Raw genomic sequence first — 17,514 nt, 5'->3', positions numbered from 1 at the left:
CCATGATATCTGAATTACATTATTTACATTCAAAGCCAACAAGTACCGCCGATTTACGCACTTATAACAGTGATTTCATTGTTGAAGAAATATTACCCTTTTCGCCGACAGGTGAGGGGGAGCATCATATGCTTCATATTCGAAAAGATGGTTTAAATACAGGCCATGTTGCTGAAACTTTAGCAAAATTTTCTAAAGTACATCCTAAAGAAGTGACATATGCAGGCCAAAAAGATAAAAATGCACAAACTGAGCAATGGTTTGGTATCCGTATTCCAGGTAAAGAAACACCAGATTGGCAGCAGCTTAATAGCGATAAATTAACGATTTTATCCAGCCATCGTCATGGTAAAAAATTGCGTATTGGTGCACTTTTAGGTAATCGATTTACGCTAACATTGCGTAATGTGACCAATATTGAAGCATTGCAGCAGCGATTTAATCAAATTGCTAGTGTTGGAGTGCCCAATTATTTTGGTGAGCAACGTTTTGGCCATAATGGTAAAAACTTGATGCAAGGCAGGCAGATGCTTTCAGGTGCTCGTAAAGTTCATGACCGAGCCAAGAAAAGTATGTATTTATCTGCGGTTCGCTCGCATATCTTTAATCAGGTCGTGTCTTACCGTCTTGCCCATCATCAATTAACTCCAATAGCTGGCGACTGTGTCATGCTCGCGGGCAGTAAAAGTTATTTTGTTGCAGAGCAATGGGATGAGTTATTACTAAACCGATTAGCCGAAGAAGATATTGGTTTTTCTGCACCTCTATGGGGAAGAGGCTTACCATTGGCATTGACCAATGCTGCAGAAATGGAAGCATTGGCACTGAGTGAATATAAAGAAGACCTAAGCGGACTTGAAAATGCAGGTTTGAGCCAAGAGCGGCGTTTATTGTTACTTAAGCCGCAAGCAATGAAATGGCAAGTCAACGAAGATGTTTGCGTTATAGAGTTCATGTTACCCGCTGGTAGCTATGCCACATCAGTGCTACGTGAGCTAGTGGATTATCAGGATGTACAAGAAATGAATTGGAAAGCTATGGTGGCTGAACAACAATCTCAAGCGTCCGAGTAATAACTTACTACCCAAAGGATCAACCACTCAAATGATTAATATTCTTGTGAGTAATGATGATGGTGTTAATGCACCAGGGATCATTGCATTAACTGATGCATTAAAAGCCTTTGCGAACGTGTTGACCGTTGCTCCAGATCGTAATTGTTCAGGAGCAAGTAATTCTTTAACCTTGACTAATCCATTAAGAATTAATAGCTTAGATAACGGCTATATTTCGGTTAATGGTACACCAACAGATTGTGTGCATTTAGCCATTCGCCAGCTTTGTGTTGCTGAGCCTGAAATTGTGGTGTCTGGTATCAATGCTGGCGCCAATATGGGAGATGATACTTTATATTCAGGCACTATAGCCGCAGCTATGGAAGGTCGATTTTTAGGGCTACCGGCAATTGCAATTTCATTAGCTGGGAAAAAACTGCAGCATTATGACAGTGCTGCAGAGTATGCGGTAAGAATAGTGAAAAGCCTGTTGAGGCACCCTATAGAGTCAAACCAGATTTTAAATGTCAATGTGCCAGATCTGCCACTTGATCAAATTAAAGGTATTAAAGTGACTCGTCTTGGTGCGCGTCATAAAGCTGAAGGAATGGTTAAAACAACTGATCCTGCAGGTAAAGATATTTATTGGTTAGGGCCGGTGGGTGTTGAACAAGATGCGGGCGAAGGTACAGACTTTGGCGCAATCGCTGCGGGTTTTGTCTCTATCACACCGTTAACAGTTGATTTAACAGCATATAATCAACTTTCAACGCTAGCGGATTGGGTAACTAAAATATGACAGGTGTTTCATCTGCACGAGCAGTCAATTTAACAAAAAAATTGACTGAAGTAGGTATCAGGGATCAAACCGTATTAGACGCGGTAGCAAATACACCACGAGAATTATTTCTTGATGGTGCCTTGGCGCATAAAGCTTATGAAAATACGGCGTTACCAATCGGGCAGGGACAAACCATTTCTCAGCCATATATTGTGGCAAGAATGACTGAACTTTTGATGCAAACCAAACCACAACGTGTACTCGAAATTGGTACGGGGTCAGGTTATCAAGCAGCGGTTTTAGCGCAATTAGTGCCAGAACTGTGCACAATTGAGCGGATTAAGTCATTGCAAATTCAAGCCAGGCAGCGGCTCAAAAAGCTCGACTTACATAATGTCTCTTTCAAGTATGGAGATGGATGGAAGGGGTGGAGCAATCGTGGTCCATTTGATGGCATTATGGTGACAGCGGCAGCCGTCACTGTACCGCAAGCTTTATTAGAGCAATTAAGCGACAATGGTGTTTTGATTATCCCTGTAGGGGATGATCATCAACAACTGTTAAAAATAACGCGTCATGGTGATGAATACGAATCTCAGGTCATCGAAGCCGTAAAATTTGTTCCATTAATTAATGGCGATCTCGCATAACCTTTTTTGACTGCAGTGATAGGATTTAATTTGATGTATATGGTTTGGCTGCGACTCTTCATTGTAATTATCGCTTTGTCTGGTTGCAGCTTTCAGGCACATAGACCTGCACCTGTTGAAAACCTCTCATCTTCTGCTCACCAACCTAAATATCACCGTGGTTCTTTATCCCATTCTGACTATATTGTTAAAAAAGGTGACACCCTTTATTCTATTTCTTGGGGAGCAGGGCGTCATTTTGCCGAAGTCGCAAGACTGAATAATCTCAAAGCACCTTATACCATTTACCCAGGTCAGAGGCTCAATTTAACTCAGTTGTCATCAAAAAGTACGGCAAATGTTAATAAAAATAGTGCTTCAGGCGTAAGTGTTGGTACAGTTATCCCGCCGTATAGCAGTGCAGATTCGAGTAAAAATTCTAAAGTTAATCAACCACAAAGCACTGTAAAACCAAGGCAAACAGTAAAATCAACGACAACGAAAAAAGATCTTGATCACAAGGCTAAGCCTGCGTATTCTGTAACAACTACCCAACAAAAAATTAACCAAACTGAAAGTTCACTGATAGCAGATTTACCCAGTAAAGTGCAGAAGTGGTACTGGCCCGTTAAAGGAAAAATTATTGGATATTTTTCTTCTAGCGAGCAAGGCAATCAGGGGATAAAGATTGCGGGAAATCGCGGCGACATTATCAAAGCTGCCGCAGATGGGAGAGTCGTTTACGCAGGAGATGCGTTACGTGGATACGGTAACTTAGTGATTATCAAACATAATGATGAATATTTAAGTGCTTATGCTCACACCGACAGAATTCTGGTTAAAGAAAAGCAATATGTTAGCGCAGGCCAAACAGTTGCAAAAATGGGCAGTACAGGGGCAAACCAAGTGATGTTGCATTTTGAAATTCGCTATCATGGTAAGTCTGTTAACCCATTAAGATATCTACCTAAGCAGTAATTGTTTAGCAACATTAATAACGGAGGATAAGAAAGTGTAGATCTATAACATCACAATTAGGGTTTGGGAGAGCAATTATGAGCCAGAAAACAAACGCTGCTATGGCAGACAAATCTGTTGATCAAGCTAAAAAACCACAAGACGTTGATACTCTATTAGTTCAACAATTAGACATAGAAGAAAAAGTCCAAGAAGACTTACATAAAAATTTAGATGCCACTCAATTATATTTAGGTGAAATAGGTTTTTCTCCGCTGCTAACCGCAGAAGAAGAAGTCTTTTTTTCACGTAAAGCCCTCAAAGGTTGCGAAAAATCACGTAACCGAATGATCGAAAGTAATCTTCGCCTGGTTGTAAAAATTGCTAGAAGATACAATAACCGTGGTTTAGCGCTACTCGACCTTATCGAAGAAGGTAATTTAGGATTAATCCGTGCAGTTGAGAAATTTGATCCCGAAAGAGGTTTCCGATTTTCAACTTATGCGACTTGGTGGATCCGTCAGACCATCGAGCGCGCCATCATGAATCAAACCCGTACTATACGTTTACCCATTCATGTAGTGAAAGAGTTAAATGTATACCTTCGCACAGCCAGACAACTGGCACAAAAACTTGACCACGAACCTACGGCGGAAGAAATCGCAGAAAAACTCGATGTCTCCACGGGTGATGTTAGTCGGATGTTGAAATTAAACGAACGCATCACTTCAGTTGATATGCCTCTTGGTGGCGACAATGAAAAGGCCTTGCTTGATGTCATTGCCGATGATGATTCCGTTGGTCCCGATCACCAAGTGCAAGATGAAGATTTATCAAACTCAATCGTAGGTTGGTTAAATGAACTTAATACCAAACAACGTGAAGTTTTAGCTCGTCGATTTGGTTTATTAGGCTATGAGCCTTCAACTTTAGAAAATGTTGGGGCCGAAATCGGCTTAACTCGTGAAAGAGTGCGCCAAATTCAGGTTGAAGCATTGAAGCGTTTAAAAGATTTGTTGGGACAACAAGGTTTATCGGTCGAAGCCCTATTTAGAGATTAATTCAAACAGCCTTTAACATTGTTGGTATTGAGTTTTTTAATTTTCATAATCTAAATCTTGTGGGAGTTTATTAACATAAAGCCATTGATATCATTAAGCATAAAAAAATACCTATCTTAGATAGGTATTTTTATTGTAACCGACTCTCGAAAGCTAAACACTCTAACATTAAATTCAAGATGAAGACTTTATCGTCACTTGTATATTCATTTCCCCATCAAGTTTTGCATTCATTTCTCTGGCGAGTCGTTAACTTTACTTATAAACGTTTTGTGGATGGCTTATATCACCTTAACCATTTGCTTTAATTGATACAAATATTCTAATGCTTGCTTAGGCGTTAAATCATCTGGATTCATCAGAGCTAATTTATCTGCAATTGGTGAGTAATCTATAGAAGGCATAGATAATGTCATTTGAGAGGGTAATCTATTATGGCTATCATGGTGGTCATCACGGCTTTCTAATTGACGTAATTTCTGTTTAGCGGCATTAATGACATTTTGTGGTACACCAGCAAGGGCGGCGACTTGTAAACCATAACTCTTGCTAGCAGCCCCTTCTTGCACTGCATGCATAAAGGCTATGGTATCTTGATGTTCGATGGCGTCTAGGTGCACATTGATGACCCCATTAATTAATTCAGGTAATTGAGTCAATTCAAAATAATGGGTGGCAAACAAGGTTAATGCATTCACTTTTTGAGCTAAGTATTCAGCTGCAGACCATGCCAATGATAGTCCATCATAAGTGGATGTGCCGCGGCCAATTTCATCCATCAACACTAAACTTTGTTTAGTCGCATTATGGAGAATATTAGCGGTTTCGGTCATCTCAACCATGAACGTTGAACGACCTGAAGCAAGATCATCTGAAGCTCCTATTCGAGTAAATATACGATCAATATGGCCAATATAAGCACTTTGAGCAGGAACGAAACAGCCAATGTGCGCCATTAACGTGATTAATGCAACTTGGCGCATATATGTCGATTTACCGCCCATGTTAGGACCCGTGACAATCAACATTTTACGAGCGGGTGATAAACAAACGGGGTTAGCAATAAATGGACTTTGACTGACTCTTTCTACAACAGGGTGGCGACCAGCTTCTATGTTAATACCAATATCATTGGTCATTGTAGGGCAATGATAGCCAAGCGTTTGGGCTCGTTCAGCAAAGTTGCTGACCACGTCCAGTTCTGCTGCTGCATTAGCAAACTGCTGCAAATCTTGCAGTTTTGGCAACAGCAAATCAAACAACTCTTCCCAAAGTCGCTTCTCTAACGCCAGGGCTTTTCCTTGGCTTGATAAGACCTTTTCTTCATACTCTTTTAATTCTGGCGTAATGTAGCGCTCAGTCCCTTTTAACGTTTGGCGACGCTGATAATGGATGGGGACTCGATCGGATTGTAATCGGCTGACTTCGATATAATAGCCATGTACTCGGTTGTAACCGACTTTAAGAGTGTTAATGCCGGTTTCCTGCTTCTCGCGAGCTTCAAGTTCTACAAGATAGTCACTGGCACCTTCACTTAACTTACGCCATTCATCTAGTTCACTATTGTATCCATCTCTAATTACGCCGCCATCACGGATCAAAACCGGAGGGTTATCGATGATTGCGCGTTCAAGTAACTCATGTTCGTTTGGAAACTCGCCTAATAGAATCGCTAAATTGCTCAAATGTGGTTGCTGGCAAACTTGCAATGTTTGTTTAATCTCTGGCAGTAATGCCAATGCTTGTTTCAAGCGGGCAAAATCACGTGGACGGGCACTTCTTAAAGCAAGACGAGCCATAATTCTTTCGATATCACCTAATGCTTTTAGCTGATCATGCAGTAGTGGATAAATATCTTGTTCAATTAACTCATTAACTGCACTGTGGCGTTGCGTTATTTGAAGGCGATCTCTTAGAGGCTGATGGATCCAACGCTGAAGCATGCGGCTACCCATAGGGGTTGCTGTGTTATCTAATACCCATGAAAGGGTATTTTCGCGACCACCCGAAAGGTTTTGAGTTAACTCTAAGTTTCTTCTGGTTGCAGCATCTAAAATAATAGAGTCAGTTTGATTGAAGCGAACAATAGAATTGATATGAGGTAAAGCAGTTTTTTGAGTATCTTTCACGTACTGCATAAGGCAGCCAGCGGCTTGCAATGCTAAGCGAGCGTCACTAATACCAAAACCATGCAGATCTTTTGTACCGAATTGATTCAATAATAAGTTAATGCAAGTATCGTAATCAAACTCCCATTCAGGTCGACGTCTAATACCTTTTAACTGATTGATTAACAACATATCAGTGAAATCTTCACTGTAAAGTAACTCAGCAGGGCGGGTACGTTGGATTTCTGCTTCTAAAGCTTCTCTTGATGCGAGTTCAGAAATAACGAAACGACCAGATGAGATATCTAATGTGGCAAATCCATAGCCAACTTTTCCTTGATACAGTGCAGCTAATAAATTGTCTTGGCGTTCTTGCAGTAAAGCTTCATCGGTCAGGGTGCCTGGGGTGACAATTCGAACAACTTGACGATCAACCGGGCCTTTTGAGGTTGCAGGATCGCCAATTTGCTCACAAATCGCAACCGATTGGCCAATTTGAACTAACTTAGCCAGATAACCTTCAACTGCATGGTACGGAATGCCTGCCATTGGGATTGGGTCTCCACCACTTTTCCCACGTGCAGTTAATGAAATGCCAAGCATTTCAGATGCTTTTTTTGCATCCTCATAAAAAAGCTCATAAAAGTCGCCCATACGATAGAACAACAACATGTCTGAATGAGCCGCTTTCATGGTCAGGTATTGACGCATCATTGGGGTATGTTTTTCTAAATCAAGGTTATCAATTGCGGTCATTGGTTATGTCATACTCTTATGTTTACTTGTCGTAATTCATCTAATCTAGCTGTGAATTATCATGCTACTTTAATGCGGCTAATCTTACCAAAATTTGCCTAGATTAGAAAAATACAAATACCTATTATCGCCATTAATTTACTAATTAACTGATTTTATTTGTTAATAAAAAAATTTAACCTCAGGGCTTGATACTGTATGACTATACAGTATACTTGACAACATATTGAGCTGGCCGATGTTAATAATGTCGGTTAACAACACATTTACCAAAAGCATATTATCCATTAATTGCCAATTTTGCAGTTATTGTCTGGAAGGGGTTTAAAATGAAAGCTGATCCAAATAAAGAGAAAGCACTTGCCGCAGTGTTAAGTCAAATTGAAAAACAATTCGGTAAAGGTTCGATCATGAAGTTGGGCGAAGATCGCACAATGGATGTTGAAACTATCTCTACCGGTTCACTTTCATTAGACATCGCGTTAGGTGCTGGTGGATTACCAATGGGGCGTATCGTTGAAATATACGGTCCAGAATCATCTGGTAAAACAACACTAACCTTAGAGGTCATTGCTGCTGCACAACGTGAAGGTAAAACATGTGCCTTTATCGATGCGGAGCACGCATTGGACCCAATTTATGCCAAAAAGCTTGGTGTTGATATTGATAACTTATTATGTTCACAGCCTGATACTGGTGAACAAGCATTAGAAATTTGTGATGCATTAACTCGTAGTGGTGCAGTTGATGTGATCATTGTTGACTCGGTAGCGGCATTAACACCAAAAGCCGAAATTGAAGGCGAAATTGGTGATTCACATATGGGCTTAGCGGCTCGTATGATGAGCCAAGCGATGCGTAAACTTGCTGGTAACTTGAAGCAGTCAAACACCTTACTTATCTTTATTAACCAAATCCGTATGAAAATCGGTGTCATGTTTGGTAACCCAGAAACTACTACAGGTGGTAACGCGCTTAAGTTTTATGCTTCTGTGCGTCTTGATATTCGCCGTACTGGTGCGATTAAAGATGGTGATGAAGTTGTCGGTAACGAAACTCGCGTTAAAGTGGTTAAAAATAAAATTGCCGCACCATTTAAACAGGCTGAGTTCCAAATTATGTATGGTCAGGGTATTAACCGTACAGGTGAACTTGTTGATTTAGGCGTTGCTCATAAGTTAGTTGATAAAGCGGGCGCTTGGTATAGCTATAAGGGTGACAAAATAGGTCAGGGCCGTGCTAATGCCGGTAAATACCTTAAAGAAAACCCAGCAGTAGCGCAGGAAATTGAACAAACATTACGTACTATGTTGTTAAGTTCAGGCACTGGTGCAAGTTCTGCCACTGATGTTGATGAAAATATCGATTTAGAAACAGGCGAAGTATTCTAAGCTGGTTTGTAAAATCTATCGCGGTAGCGCACCTTGCGCGCCGCGACTATTCCCTTGATAAAGTCCGCTTAACACGCCAACAATATATGGCTCATCCCTTCAGTATTAACACTTCATTTGATTTTAAAGTCACTTGTAACTTTAGGGCGTCCAGTGTCATCATACGTAGTGCGAACACTATGCCTCATAGACTATGGCTCATAAACTCGACTAATCTCTGTATAAACATAATTTGACCAATACTAATTCAAGTCAAATTAGCTCAAATCAAGTGATAAATATTATCGCTTTTTATGGATACCTTAATCCATTCTCTCATCTCGCATATTAAAGTAAATTCAGTATATAATACCCACATTTAGTGGCCTGTATTGCAGGCTGACAACTTTTGTATACTCTATTTCAGGACAATTCCATGTTTCAGACCACAGCAGAGTTAAGAAGTGCTTTTTTAAAGTATTTTGAAGATAACGGACATCAGGTAGAAGATAGTAGTTCGCTCGTTCCAGCTAATGATCCAACACTGTTATTTACCAATGCGGGTATGAACCAGTTCAAAGATGTGTTCTTGGGCATGGATAAACGTAGCTATACTCGTGCAACTACCTCACAACGCTGTGTTCGTGCCGGTGGTAAACATAACGATTTAGACAATGTGGGTTATACCGCGCGTCACCATACTTTTTTTGAAATGCTCGGTAACTTCAGCTTTGGTGATTATTTTAAAGAAGAAGCCATTCGTTTTGCATGGGAATTCTTAACCGTAACCTTGAAACTGCCTACTGAACGTCTATGCGTGACTATTTATGAAACAGATGATGAAGCATTTGAAATCTGGAATAAAAAAATAGGTGTAGCGGCAGAGAACATTATCCGAATTGGGGATAATAAAGGTGCAGCTTTTGCCTCTGATAATTTCTGGCAAATGGGTGATACCGGTCCCTGCGGTCCATGTACTGAGGTTTTTTATGATCACGGCGATCATATCTGGGGTGGTCGTCCTGGCACACCTGAAGAAGATGGCGATCGTTTCATTGAGATTTGGAACATCGTCTTTATGCAATATAACCGTCAAGCTGATGGTGAAATGCAGCCTCTGCCAAAACCTTCTGTTGATACCGGTATGGGTATTGAACGTATTGCCGCAATTATGCAAGGCGTCCATTCAAACTATGAAATTGATATTTTTAAAACCCTAATAGCTAAAACGGCAGAAATCATTGGTGTTACCGATTTAGAGAATAAGTCTTTACGCGTTATCGCTGACCATATCCGTTCATGTGCTTTCCTTATTGCCGATGGTGTTATGCCATCGAATGAAGGTCGAGGTTACGTTTTACGTCGAATCATTCGCCGCGCTGTACGTCATGGCAATAAGCTAGGAGCAAACGAATCTTTCTTCTATAAACTCGTACCTACACTGATTTCAGTAATGGGTGATGCAGCAAAAGAGCTTGGTCAAATGCAAGCTATTGTCGAAAAAGCCTTGAAAGCGGAAGAAGAGCAATTTGCTCGTACACTTGAGCGCGGACTACAAATCTTAGACTCAGCTTTAAACGAGTTAACCGCTAAAACATTAGACGGAGAAACCGCCTTTAAGCTATACGACACTTATGGCTTCCCTGTTGATTTAACCGCAGACGTTTGTCGTGAGCGTGATATTCAAGTGGATGAGGCGGGTTTTGAAGCGGCAATGGCTCAGCAGCGCAAGCGTGCACAAGCTGCAGGTAATTTTGGCACTGACTATAACAGTAACTTGATTATTGATACCGAAACGACTTTCTGTGGTTATGCAGAGCTTGTCGGTAATGCAGCTGTCAAAGCACTGTACCTAGACGGTAAAGCCGTTGAACAATTAACCCAAGGCCAAACGGGTGTGGTTGTATTAGACAACACGCCATTTTATGCCGAATCAGGTGGTCAAGTCGGCGACCAAGGTCAATTAATTGCTGAAGGCGTTGTGTTTAAAGTGGCTGATACGCAAAAGTTTGGTCCTGCCACAGGACACGAAGGCGAAGTTATTTCTGGTGACATTAAAGTTGGCCAAGTGCTTACTGCTCAAGTTGATAAAAAATTACGTCATCGTACCGAACTAAACCATTCTGTAACGCATCTACTGCATGCCGCTTTGCGTCAAGTGCTAGGTGAACACGTTAGCCAAAAAGGCTCGTTAGTTAACCCTGAAAGACTGCGTTTCGATTTCGCACATTTTGAAGCGGTTAAACCTGCTGAGTTAAAAGCAGTTGAAGAATTAGTAAACGTTCAAATTCGTCGTAACCATGAGCTTAAAACCGCTGAAATGGCGATTGATGAGGCCAAAGAAAAAGGCGCTATGGCGTTATTTGGTGAGAAGTATGACGCTCAGGTACGTGTTGTAACCATGGGCGACTTCTCAATAGAGCTGTGTGGTGGAACACATGTTGGCCGTACAGGTGACATTGGTTTGTTCAAGGTAACTTCTGAAGGTGGTATTGCTGCAGGTGTTCGTCGCATCGAAGCGGTCACTGGCGCTGCGGCAATGGCCTATATCGCAGAACAACAGGCTCAAATTGAAGAAGCGGCTTCATTGCTAAAATCTGATAGTGCATCTGTTATCACAAAGTTAAAAGCTCAGTTGGATAAAGTGAAGCAGTTAGAGAAAGATTTATCGCAAATCAAAGATAAACTGGCTGCCGCAGCCAGTGCAGATCTCGCTGGTGATGCTATTGAGATTAATGGCATTAAAGTGTTAGTGAAAAAGCTTGAGGGCGTTGATGCTGGCTCATTACGTGGGTTGCAAGATGAGCTTAAACAAAAGCTAAAATCTGCGGTTATTGTGTTGGGTATTGCCAGTGAAGGTAAAGTTAATTTAATTGCTGGCGTCAGCAATGATTTAACTAAGCAAATTAAAGCCGGCGAGTTAGTGGCTATGGTTGCTCAGCAGGTTGGTGGTAAAGGCGGTGGACGTCCAGATATGGCTCAAGCTGGCGGTACACAACCTGAAAATCTTGATGCGGCATTAGCGCTTGTACAACCTTGGTTAGAACAACGTTTAAGCTAATTGTAAATAATAATCGAGCAACGTTACATCTGTTTGACTTTTGTTGCTGGTTATTCAGGCCTTAAAGTGGTTATTATGCTTTAGGGCTTGAGTGTGTTAAGCACTTTTGGCATAGTAAACAAAGTTTTGTTGCTGGTCTGTTTCACAGCGCATTTTTCGTTAGCTTATGTTGGACGAATTACTTTTTAGTATTATCGTGTTTAACCAGTTTATAAACGACTCGTTACCAAAATCATTTTTGAATGGTGCTGTTAGGTGACTTTTATTTGGTTTTAAGCTAATTGTTACTTTTTGAATTGTGTGCGCTTAATCGTCAAACTTCGAATTGAAGGTACTATGACTTTTACTGAGCAGACCTTATAATAAACGCATATTACGGACAAAGCGTGTTATGCAGTGTGAACTAAAGGAGCAACCGAATGCTAATTTTGACTCGCCGTGTCGGCGAAACATTGATGATAGGTGATGAAGTCACTGTTACTGTATTAGGTGTTAAAGGCAACCAAGTACGTATTGGTGTTAACGCACCCAAGGAAGTATCTGTTCACCGTGAAGAGATCTACCAAAGAATTCAATCTGAAAAATCAGACTCGTCTGAAGGTGGTAATTTCTAATCTATTGTTGATTAAATTTATCAAAATGATTAAGCCAGCTTTTGCTGGCTTTTTTGTTTTCAGCTTTCAAGGTCGTTTTATTCACTATATTTATTCACCTATTAGAACAGAGTTTTCAGCCTTATATGCCGTTTAACTCCACAATGTGATTAAAAACAGTTCAAATGACAATCGGTTTCCTAAAAAGGGTTTGACTTATTTCCGGCAGACAGTAATATGTGCGCCAAGAAAACGGAGAGGTGGCCGAGTGGCCGAAGGCGCTCCCCTGCTAAGGGAGTATGGGCTTTAACTCCCATCGAGGGTTCGAATCCCTCCTTCTCCGCCATTTCTTACTTGATAATATTGCGCGTGTAGCTCAGCTGGATAGAGTACCTGGCTACGAACCAGGCGGTCGGAGGTTCGAATCCTCCCACGCGCACCATTATTAAGAAAATGATAGATGAAAATATAAGATGCGCGTGTAGCTCAGCTGGATAGAGTACCTGGCTACGAACCAGGCGGTCGGAGGTTCGAATCCTCCCACGCGCACCATTTTCTCTTCATATTGCAACACCCCCCAAATTTGCGCGTGTAGCTCAGCTGGATAGAGTACCTGGCTACGAACCAGGCGGTCGGAGGTTCGAATCCTCCCACGCGCACCATATTTGTGTGGAGAGGTGGCCGAGTGGCCGAAGGCGCTCCCCTGCTAAGGGAGTATGGGCTTTAACTCCCATCGAGGGTTCGAATCCCTCCTTCTCCGCCATTCATTCTATGTCATCATGCTTTTTAGCATAAATAGACTATGATTGAATGGATTAAAAAGTTTTGCGCGTGTAGCTCAGCTGGATAGAGTACCTGGCTACGAACCAGGCGGTCGGAGGTTCGAATCCTCCCACGCGCACCATATTAAAAAACCTGCATTCAATGCAGGTTTTTTTTTGCTTTTTAAATATCTAATGTGTGCCAATAAAATGTGTATTTAAACTCAGCGGATGAGAGGCGTTATTCAGAACCGTGATTTTGATGGCCAACATAACTATGCCAATATAGATATCTTTGTGATTTCTTGTATTCAAATATCTTATTTCTGGTATTCAAATACCTTTGTGGTATGTCGTTCCATATAACCACTTCATTTCAATCTCCCTCATAAATGCGTCTTATTCGGTGGCTTACTTGTCATTGCCTTGGCGACTGATGAGCTTTAGCGTGTTTAAACTTCCAGTTTGTGCTGTTTTTGTGAATCAATGTAAATTTTTATGCAGGCTTGTTGCTAGCAAACTTTTTCGTGAATCAAACTAAAGCATTTTCTGCTCTAGTGTGGTTAACATTTACGAAACAGTTGGCTGTGGTTAAGTTTTTGAGTCATTAGGTGATGAATTAATAATTTATTGGGGTTAAAAGTAAGAATTAATCATTTGTTTTGATTTGTGATAACTATTTTTGGTAAGACCATTTTACAAATGGATGGTGTTTTTGGTATACATTGTTTATATTTTGTAACGTAAATCAGTCTTGAACGGCTTTGCTTCTAAATTAGATGTCTTAATATTCATAAATAAAAAATAACTTTTATTGAATATTTATGCTTTTGAGTGGCCGGTGCTCAATGAAGCTGCGATTTAATGTACTTTTTTAGATATAACCCCATTCAGTATTTTTAATAACGAGACTCTTTTTAACGTTTAATTTCAGTGAGGAAGTATGACATCGATCAGCGAACAATTAGTTGATGCTCTTGGCATAATGATAATGGGGATGGGTTTAGTATTCATTTTCTTGAGTGTACTTATTGTGGGAATTGCCATTGTCGCAAAGTTTTGTCCAGCACCAGAAGTTGTTGCTAAGCCTGATGTACCGCCAAGTCCAATAGCCACTAATCAATTAGATCCTAAGTTAGTTGCAGCTATTACTTCAGCTATCCACCAATACCGTGCGTAAGTTTTATTTTTGGGAGTTTTTATGAGCAAGCCGTTAGCCTTAACCGATGTCGCCCTGCGCGATGCCCACCAATCTTTACTTGCAACACGCTTACGTATTGATGACATGTTACCCATAGCGCCATTACTTGATAAAGTCGGTTACTGGTCTTTGGAGTCATGGGGCGGCGCCACTTTTGATTCATGTATTCGTTATTTAGGTGAAGATCCATGGGATCGTATCCGTGAACTTAAAAAGGTCATGCCAAATACACCACAACAGATGCTGCTGCGTGGCCAGAATTTATTAGGCTACCGTCACTATGCCGATGATGTCGTTACACGTTTTGTTGAGCGAGCGCACACTAATGGTGTAGATGTATTCCGAATTTTTGATGCAATGAACGATGTCCGCAACCTAGAAACTGCGGTAAAGGCTGTTAAGCATGTCGGTGGCCATGCTCAAGGGACCATTTCTTACACGACTAGCCCAGTGCATACCCTAGATACCTGGGTTGATATGGCCAAACGCCTTGAAGATATGGGTGCTGATTCATTATGTATCAAAGACATGGCGGGTTTGCTCAAGCCAATGGAAGCGTTTGAACTTATCAGCCGCTTAAAATCGCAGACCGATTTAATGATTTCAATGCATTGCCATGCGACAACCGGTTTAAGTACAGCAACCTACCAAAAAGCGATTGAGGCCGGTGTTGATGTTTTAGATACCGCTATCTCATCCATGAGCCAAACTTACGGTCACAGCGCAACAGAGACGCTTGTTGCTATGGTAGAGGGCACAGAACGTGCTACAAACTACGATATGGTGTTGTTAGAAGAAATTGCAGCCTACTTCCGTGAAGTGCGTAAAAAATATGTTCGCTTTGAAGGAGCATTAAAAGGCATTGATTCACGGATCCTACGTGCGCAGGTACCTGGCGGCATGTTAACTAACATGGAAAACCAACTTAAAGAGCAAGGCGCTGCCGATAAGATGGATGCTGTTCTTGAAGAGATCCCTCGCGTTCGTGAAGATTTAGGTTTCTTACCTTTAGTGACACCCACATCACAAATTGTTGGTTCGCAATCGGTAATTAACGTGCTGATGGGCGAGCGTTACAAGTCGATGACTAAAGAAACCGAAGGGGTGTTAAAAGGCGAATATGGTGCCACACCAGCGCCGGTAAATGCAGAATTACAAGCTAGAGTGCTTAATGGTGCACAAGCGATTACTTGCCGCCCTGCTGATCTCATCGAACCAGAATTGGATAAGCTACGAATCGAATTAGCCGATAAAGCGAAAGAGCTTGGTTTTACACTTGCCGCCGAAACTGACGATGACGTTATGACTTACGCCTTGTTCAACCAAATTGGCCTACAGTTTTTGAAAAACCGTGGTAATCCAGATGCATTTGAGCCAGTACCCTCAGCGGATGATTTAGTGGTCAAGGCTACTGATAAAGGTCCTGAAACTTACACGGTTAATGTTGAAGGAAAAAGCTATGTGGTTGAAGTCAGTCAAGGTGGCGATATTACCCAAATCATTCCATCAACTGCGCAGTCAGCACCCGTAGCGACTCAATCTGCTGTAGTCTCTTCTGGTGTGGTCAAGTCAACGATGACGGCACCATTATCAGGCAATATTTTCAAAGTGTTAGTTGCTAATGGCCAAGCAGTTAAAGCTGGTGAAGTGGTTATCATTCTTGAAGCGATGAAAATGGAAACCGAAGTGAGAGCCAATGAAGATGGCGTTGTAACAAATCTTGCTGTTAAGCAGGGTGACAGCGTGACCGTAGGTTCAACATTACTTGATTTGGCGTAGAGGGCATTATGGAAGGATTAATGGCCTTTTGGGCTGAAACAGGCATTGCACATTTTGAAGCGGGCCAGTTGTTAATGATGGGGGTTGGCTGTTTATTGTTATATCTCGCCATCGCACGTGGTTTTGAGCCGTTATTATTATTACCAATCGGTTTTGGTGCAATTTTAGCCAACATTCCTAATGCAGGTTTTACCGAAGAGGGTGGTTTACTTTGGTATGCGTATCACGTGGGAATTGAAACGGGTATTTTTCCGCTGCTTATTTTCATGGGGGTTGGCGCATTAACTGACTTTGGTGCATTGATAGCAAATCCAAAAACTTTATTACTGGGTGCAGCGGCTCAATTCGGTATCTTTGCAACGTTATTAGGGGCAATTGCACTTAACTTGGTGCCAGGTTTTGAATTTAGTATGACAGATGCTGCGGCTATTGCGATTATTGGTGGCGCCGATGGACCCACTGCTATTTTCTTAGCCTCAAAGCTAGCTCCTGATCTCTTAGGTGCTATTGCGGTAGCGGCATATTCATATATGGCATTAGTGCCATTAATTCAGCCCCCGATTATGAAACTGTTAACTACACCGGCTGAACGTAGTATCAAAATGGAACAGCTACGTGAAGTGAGTAAACGTGAGAAGATTATTTTCCCGTTGATGGTCGTTGGATTAACCATTTTGTTTTTACCTGCAGCAACGCCTTTAGTGGGTATGTTCTGTTTAGGTAACTTAATGCGTGAGTCAGGTGTAGTAGATCGCCTGTCTAAAACAGCCCAAAATGAGCTAATTAATATAGTGACCATCTTTTTAGGTCTGGCCGTTGGATCAAAATTGTCTGCGGGCGAGTTTTTACGTATCGAAACCTTAGGGATTTTAGTACTGGGTGCGGTAGCCTTTTCAATTGGTACTGCAGCAGGGGTATTAATGGCTAAGTTAATGTGTAAGTTATCTGGTGGTAAGGTGAACCCACTTATTGGCGCGGCGGGTGTATCGGCAGTGCCTATGGCGGCACGAGTAGTCAATAAAGTCGGCCTTGAAGCTAATCATCAAAACTTCTTGTTAATGCATGCAATGGGACCTAACGTTGCAGGAGTATTAGGCAGTGCAGTCGCCGCTGGCGTATTACTTGCGGTATTAGGATAATTTTAAAATAAACACTCTGCCATTTAGTGATATATGGCAGGCAACAAAAGCCAATGCGATTGCATTGGCTTTTTTATTGCCTATTCAATTTAAGTTTGTTTCTTGCTTTATTTTAAGGCTTTATCTTTGTGGGTATTATTTTTTCAGCGCGTAATCAAGCGACTTCAGTAGGTGGTTATCATTTCGATGAGTTCTATTGCCACGAAGATATGTCTCACGATCTTGGTTATTAGATCATAATTAACCAGCGTTCAGCTTAGTTA

Annotated in this window: 12 protein-coding genes and 6 tRNA genes; 17 read left to right on the top strand and 1 reads right to left on the bottom strand. The window is 41.4% G+C overall.

The annotated features are described in order from the left end of the window. The first annotated feature begins 5 nt into the window (after positions 1-5). The 5 genes from truD (at position 6) to rpoS (ending at position 4,483) form a co-directional block, all read left to right on the top strand. Complete coding sequence (truD, locus tag NE535_RS03280) at positions 6-1,073, top strand: tRNA pseudouridine(13) synthase TruD (RefSeq protein WP_261297425.1); 1,068 nt, start codon at positions 6-8, stop codon at positions 1,071-1,073. 31 nt (positions 1,074-1,104) lie between these two features. Beyond that, a complete protein-coding gene (gene surE / locus NE535_RS03275) occupies positions 1,105-1,854 on the top strand; it encodes a 5'/3'-nucleotidase SurE (RefSeq protein ID WP_261297264.1) in 750 nt (249 codons plus the stop codon). Further along, positions 1,851-2,486 carry a protein-L-isoaspartate(D-aspartate) O-methyltransferase gene (locus NE535_RS03270; protein WP_261297263.1) on the top strand — a complete coding sequence of 212 codons (636 nt, stop codon included), beginning with the start codon at positions 1,851-1,853 and terminating at the stop codon, positions 2,484-2,486. Before surE ends, NE535_RS03270 begins: the two co-directional genes overlap by 4 nt. Before the next feature lie 33 nt (positions 2,487-2,519). After that, the gene (locus tag NE535_RS03265; protein ID WP_261297262.1) at positions 2,520-3,443 is read left to right on the top strand and encodes a peptidoglycan DD-metalloendopeptidase family protein; all 924 of its coding nucleotides are present in this window, start codon (positions 2,520-2,522) and stop codon (positions 3,441-3,443) included. 77 nt (positions 3,444-3,520) lie between these two features. Further along, positions 3,521-4,483, top strand: a complete 963-nt coding sequence (gene rpoS, locus NE535_RS03260) for an RNA polymerase sigma factor RpoS (RefSeq protein WP_261297261.1) — start codon at positions 3,521-3,523, stop codon at positions 4,481-4,483. 281 nt (positions 4,484-4,764) lie between these two features. Here rpoS and mutS read toward each other — a convergent pair whose 3' ends face one another. Further along, positions 4,765-7,347 (bottom strand): DNA mismatch repair protein MutS, encoded by a 2,583-nt coding sequence (gene mutS, locus NE535_RS03255; RefSeq protein ID WP_261297260.1) that lies wholly within the window; start codon positions 7,345-7,347, stop codon positions 4,765-4,767. 329 nt (positions 7,348-7,676) lie between these two features. Here mutS and recA point away from each other — a divergent pair, with 329 nt between their 5' ends. From recA to NE535_RS03195, 12 genes are all read left to right on the top strand, one after another. Beyond that, complete coding sequence (recA, locus tag NE535_RS03250) at positions 7,677-8,738, top strand: recombinase RecA (RefSeq protein WP_261297259.1); 1,062 nt, start codon at positions 7,677-7,679, stop codon at positions 8,736-8,738. Between the two features lie 415 nt (positions 8,739-9,153). Next, on the top strand, positions 9,154-11,778 hold the full coding sequence (alaS, locus tag NE535_RS03245; RefSeq protein ID WP_261297258.1) for an alanine--tRNA ligase: 2,625 nt from the start codon (positions 9,154-9,156) through the stop codon (positions 11,776-11,778). Positions 11,779-12,197: 419 nt separating this feature from the next. Continuing rightward, positions 12,198-12,392: a carbon storage regulator CsrA gene (csrA, locus tag NE535_RS03240; RefSeq protein WP_188840632.1), complete on the top strand. Its 195-nt coding sequence runs from the start codon at positions 12,198-12,200 to the stop codon at positions 12,390-12,392. Between the two features lie 233 nt (positions 12,393-12,625). Next, positions 12,626-12,717, top strand: a tRNA-Ser gene (locus tag NE535_RS03235). Positions 12,718-12,736: 19 nt separating this feature from the next. Then, positions 12,737-12,813, top strand: a tRNA-Arg gene (locus tag NE535_RS03230). Between the two features lie 33 nt (positions 12,814-12,846). Next, positions 12,847-12,923, top strand: a tRNA-Arg gene (locus NE535_RS03225). A 33-nt stretch (positions 12,924-12,956) separates the two neighbouring features. Beyond that, positions 12,957-13,033 (top strand) — tRNA-Arg (locus NE535_RS03220). 9 nt (positions 13,034-13,042) lie between these two features. Further along, positions 13,043-13,134: transfer RNA gene (locus tag NE535_RS03215), tRNA-Ser, on the top strand. A 64-nt stretch (positions 13,135-13,198) separates the two neighbouring features. Beyond that, positions 13,199-13,275: transfer RNA gene (locus NE535_RS03210), tRNA-Arg, on the top strand. Positions 13,276-14,075: 800 nt separating this feature from the next. Beyond that, positions 14,076-14,312, top strand: coding sequence for an OadG family protein (locus tag NE535_RS03205; RefSeq protein WP_261297257.1), 237 nt, complete (start codon positions 14,076-14,078; stop codon positions 14,310-14,312). Between the two features lie 21 nt (positions 14,313-14,333). Then, complete coding sequence (oadA, locus tag NE535_RS03200; protein ID WP_261297256.1) at positions 14,334-16,112, top strand: sodium-extruding oxaloacetate decarboxylase subunit alpha; 1,779 nt, start codon at positions 14,334-14,336, stop codon at positions 16,110-16,112. An 8-nt stretch (positions 16,113-16,120) separates the two neighbouring features. After that, the gene (locus NE535_RS03195; RefSeq protein WP_188840635.1) at positions 16,121-17,251 is read left to right on the top strand and encodes a sodium ion-translocating decarboxylase subunit beta; all 1,131 of its coding nucleotides are present in this window, start codon (positions 16,121-16,123) and stop codon (positions 17,249-17,251) included. Positions 17,252-17,514 lie beyond the last annotated feature (263 nt).

This window comes from Shewanella holmiensis, assembly GCF_025370255.1.
In the GTDB taxonomy this organism is placed as follows: domain Bacteria; phylum Pseudomonadota; class Gammaproteobacteria; order Enterobacterales; family Shewanellaceae; genus Shewanella; species Shewanella holmiensis.
Note: the sequence above shows the minus strand (reverse complement) of the source record. Positions and strands in the feature narration are given on the sequence as shown.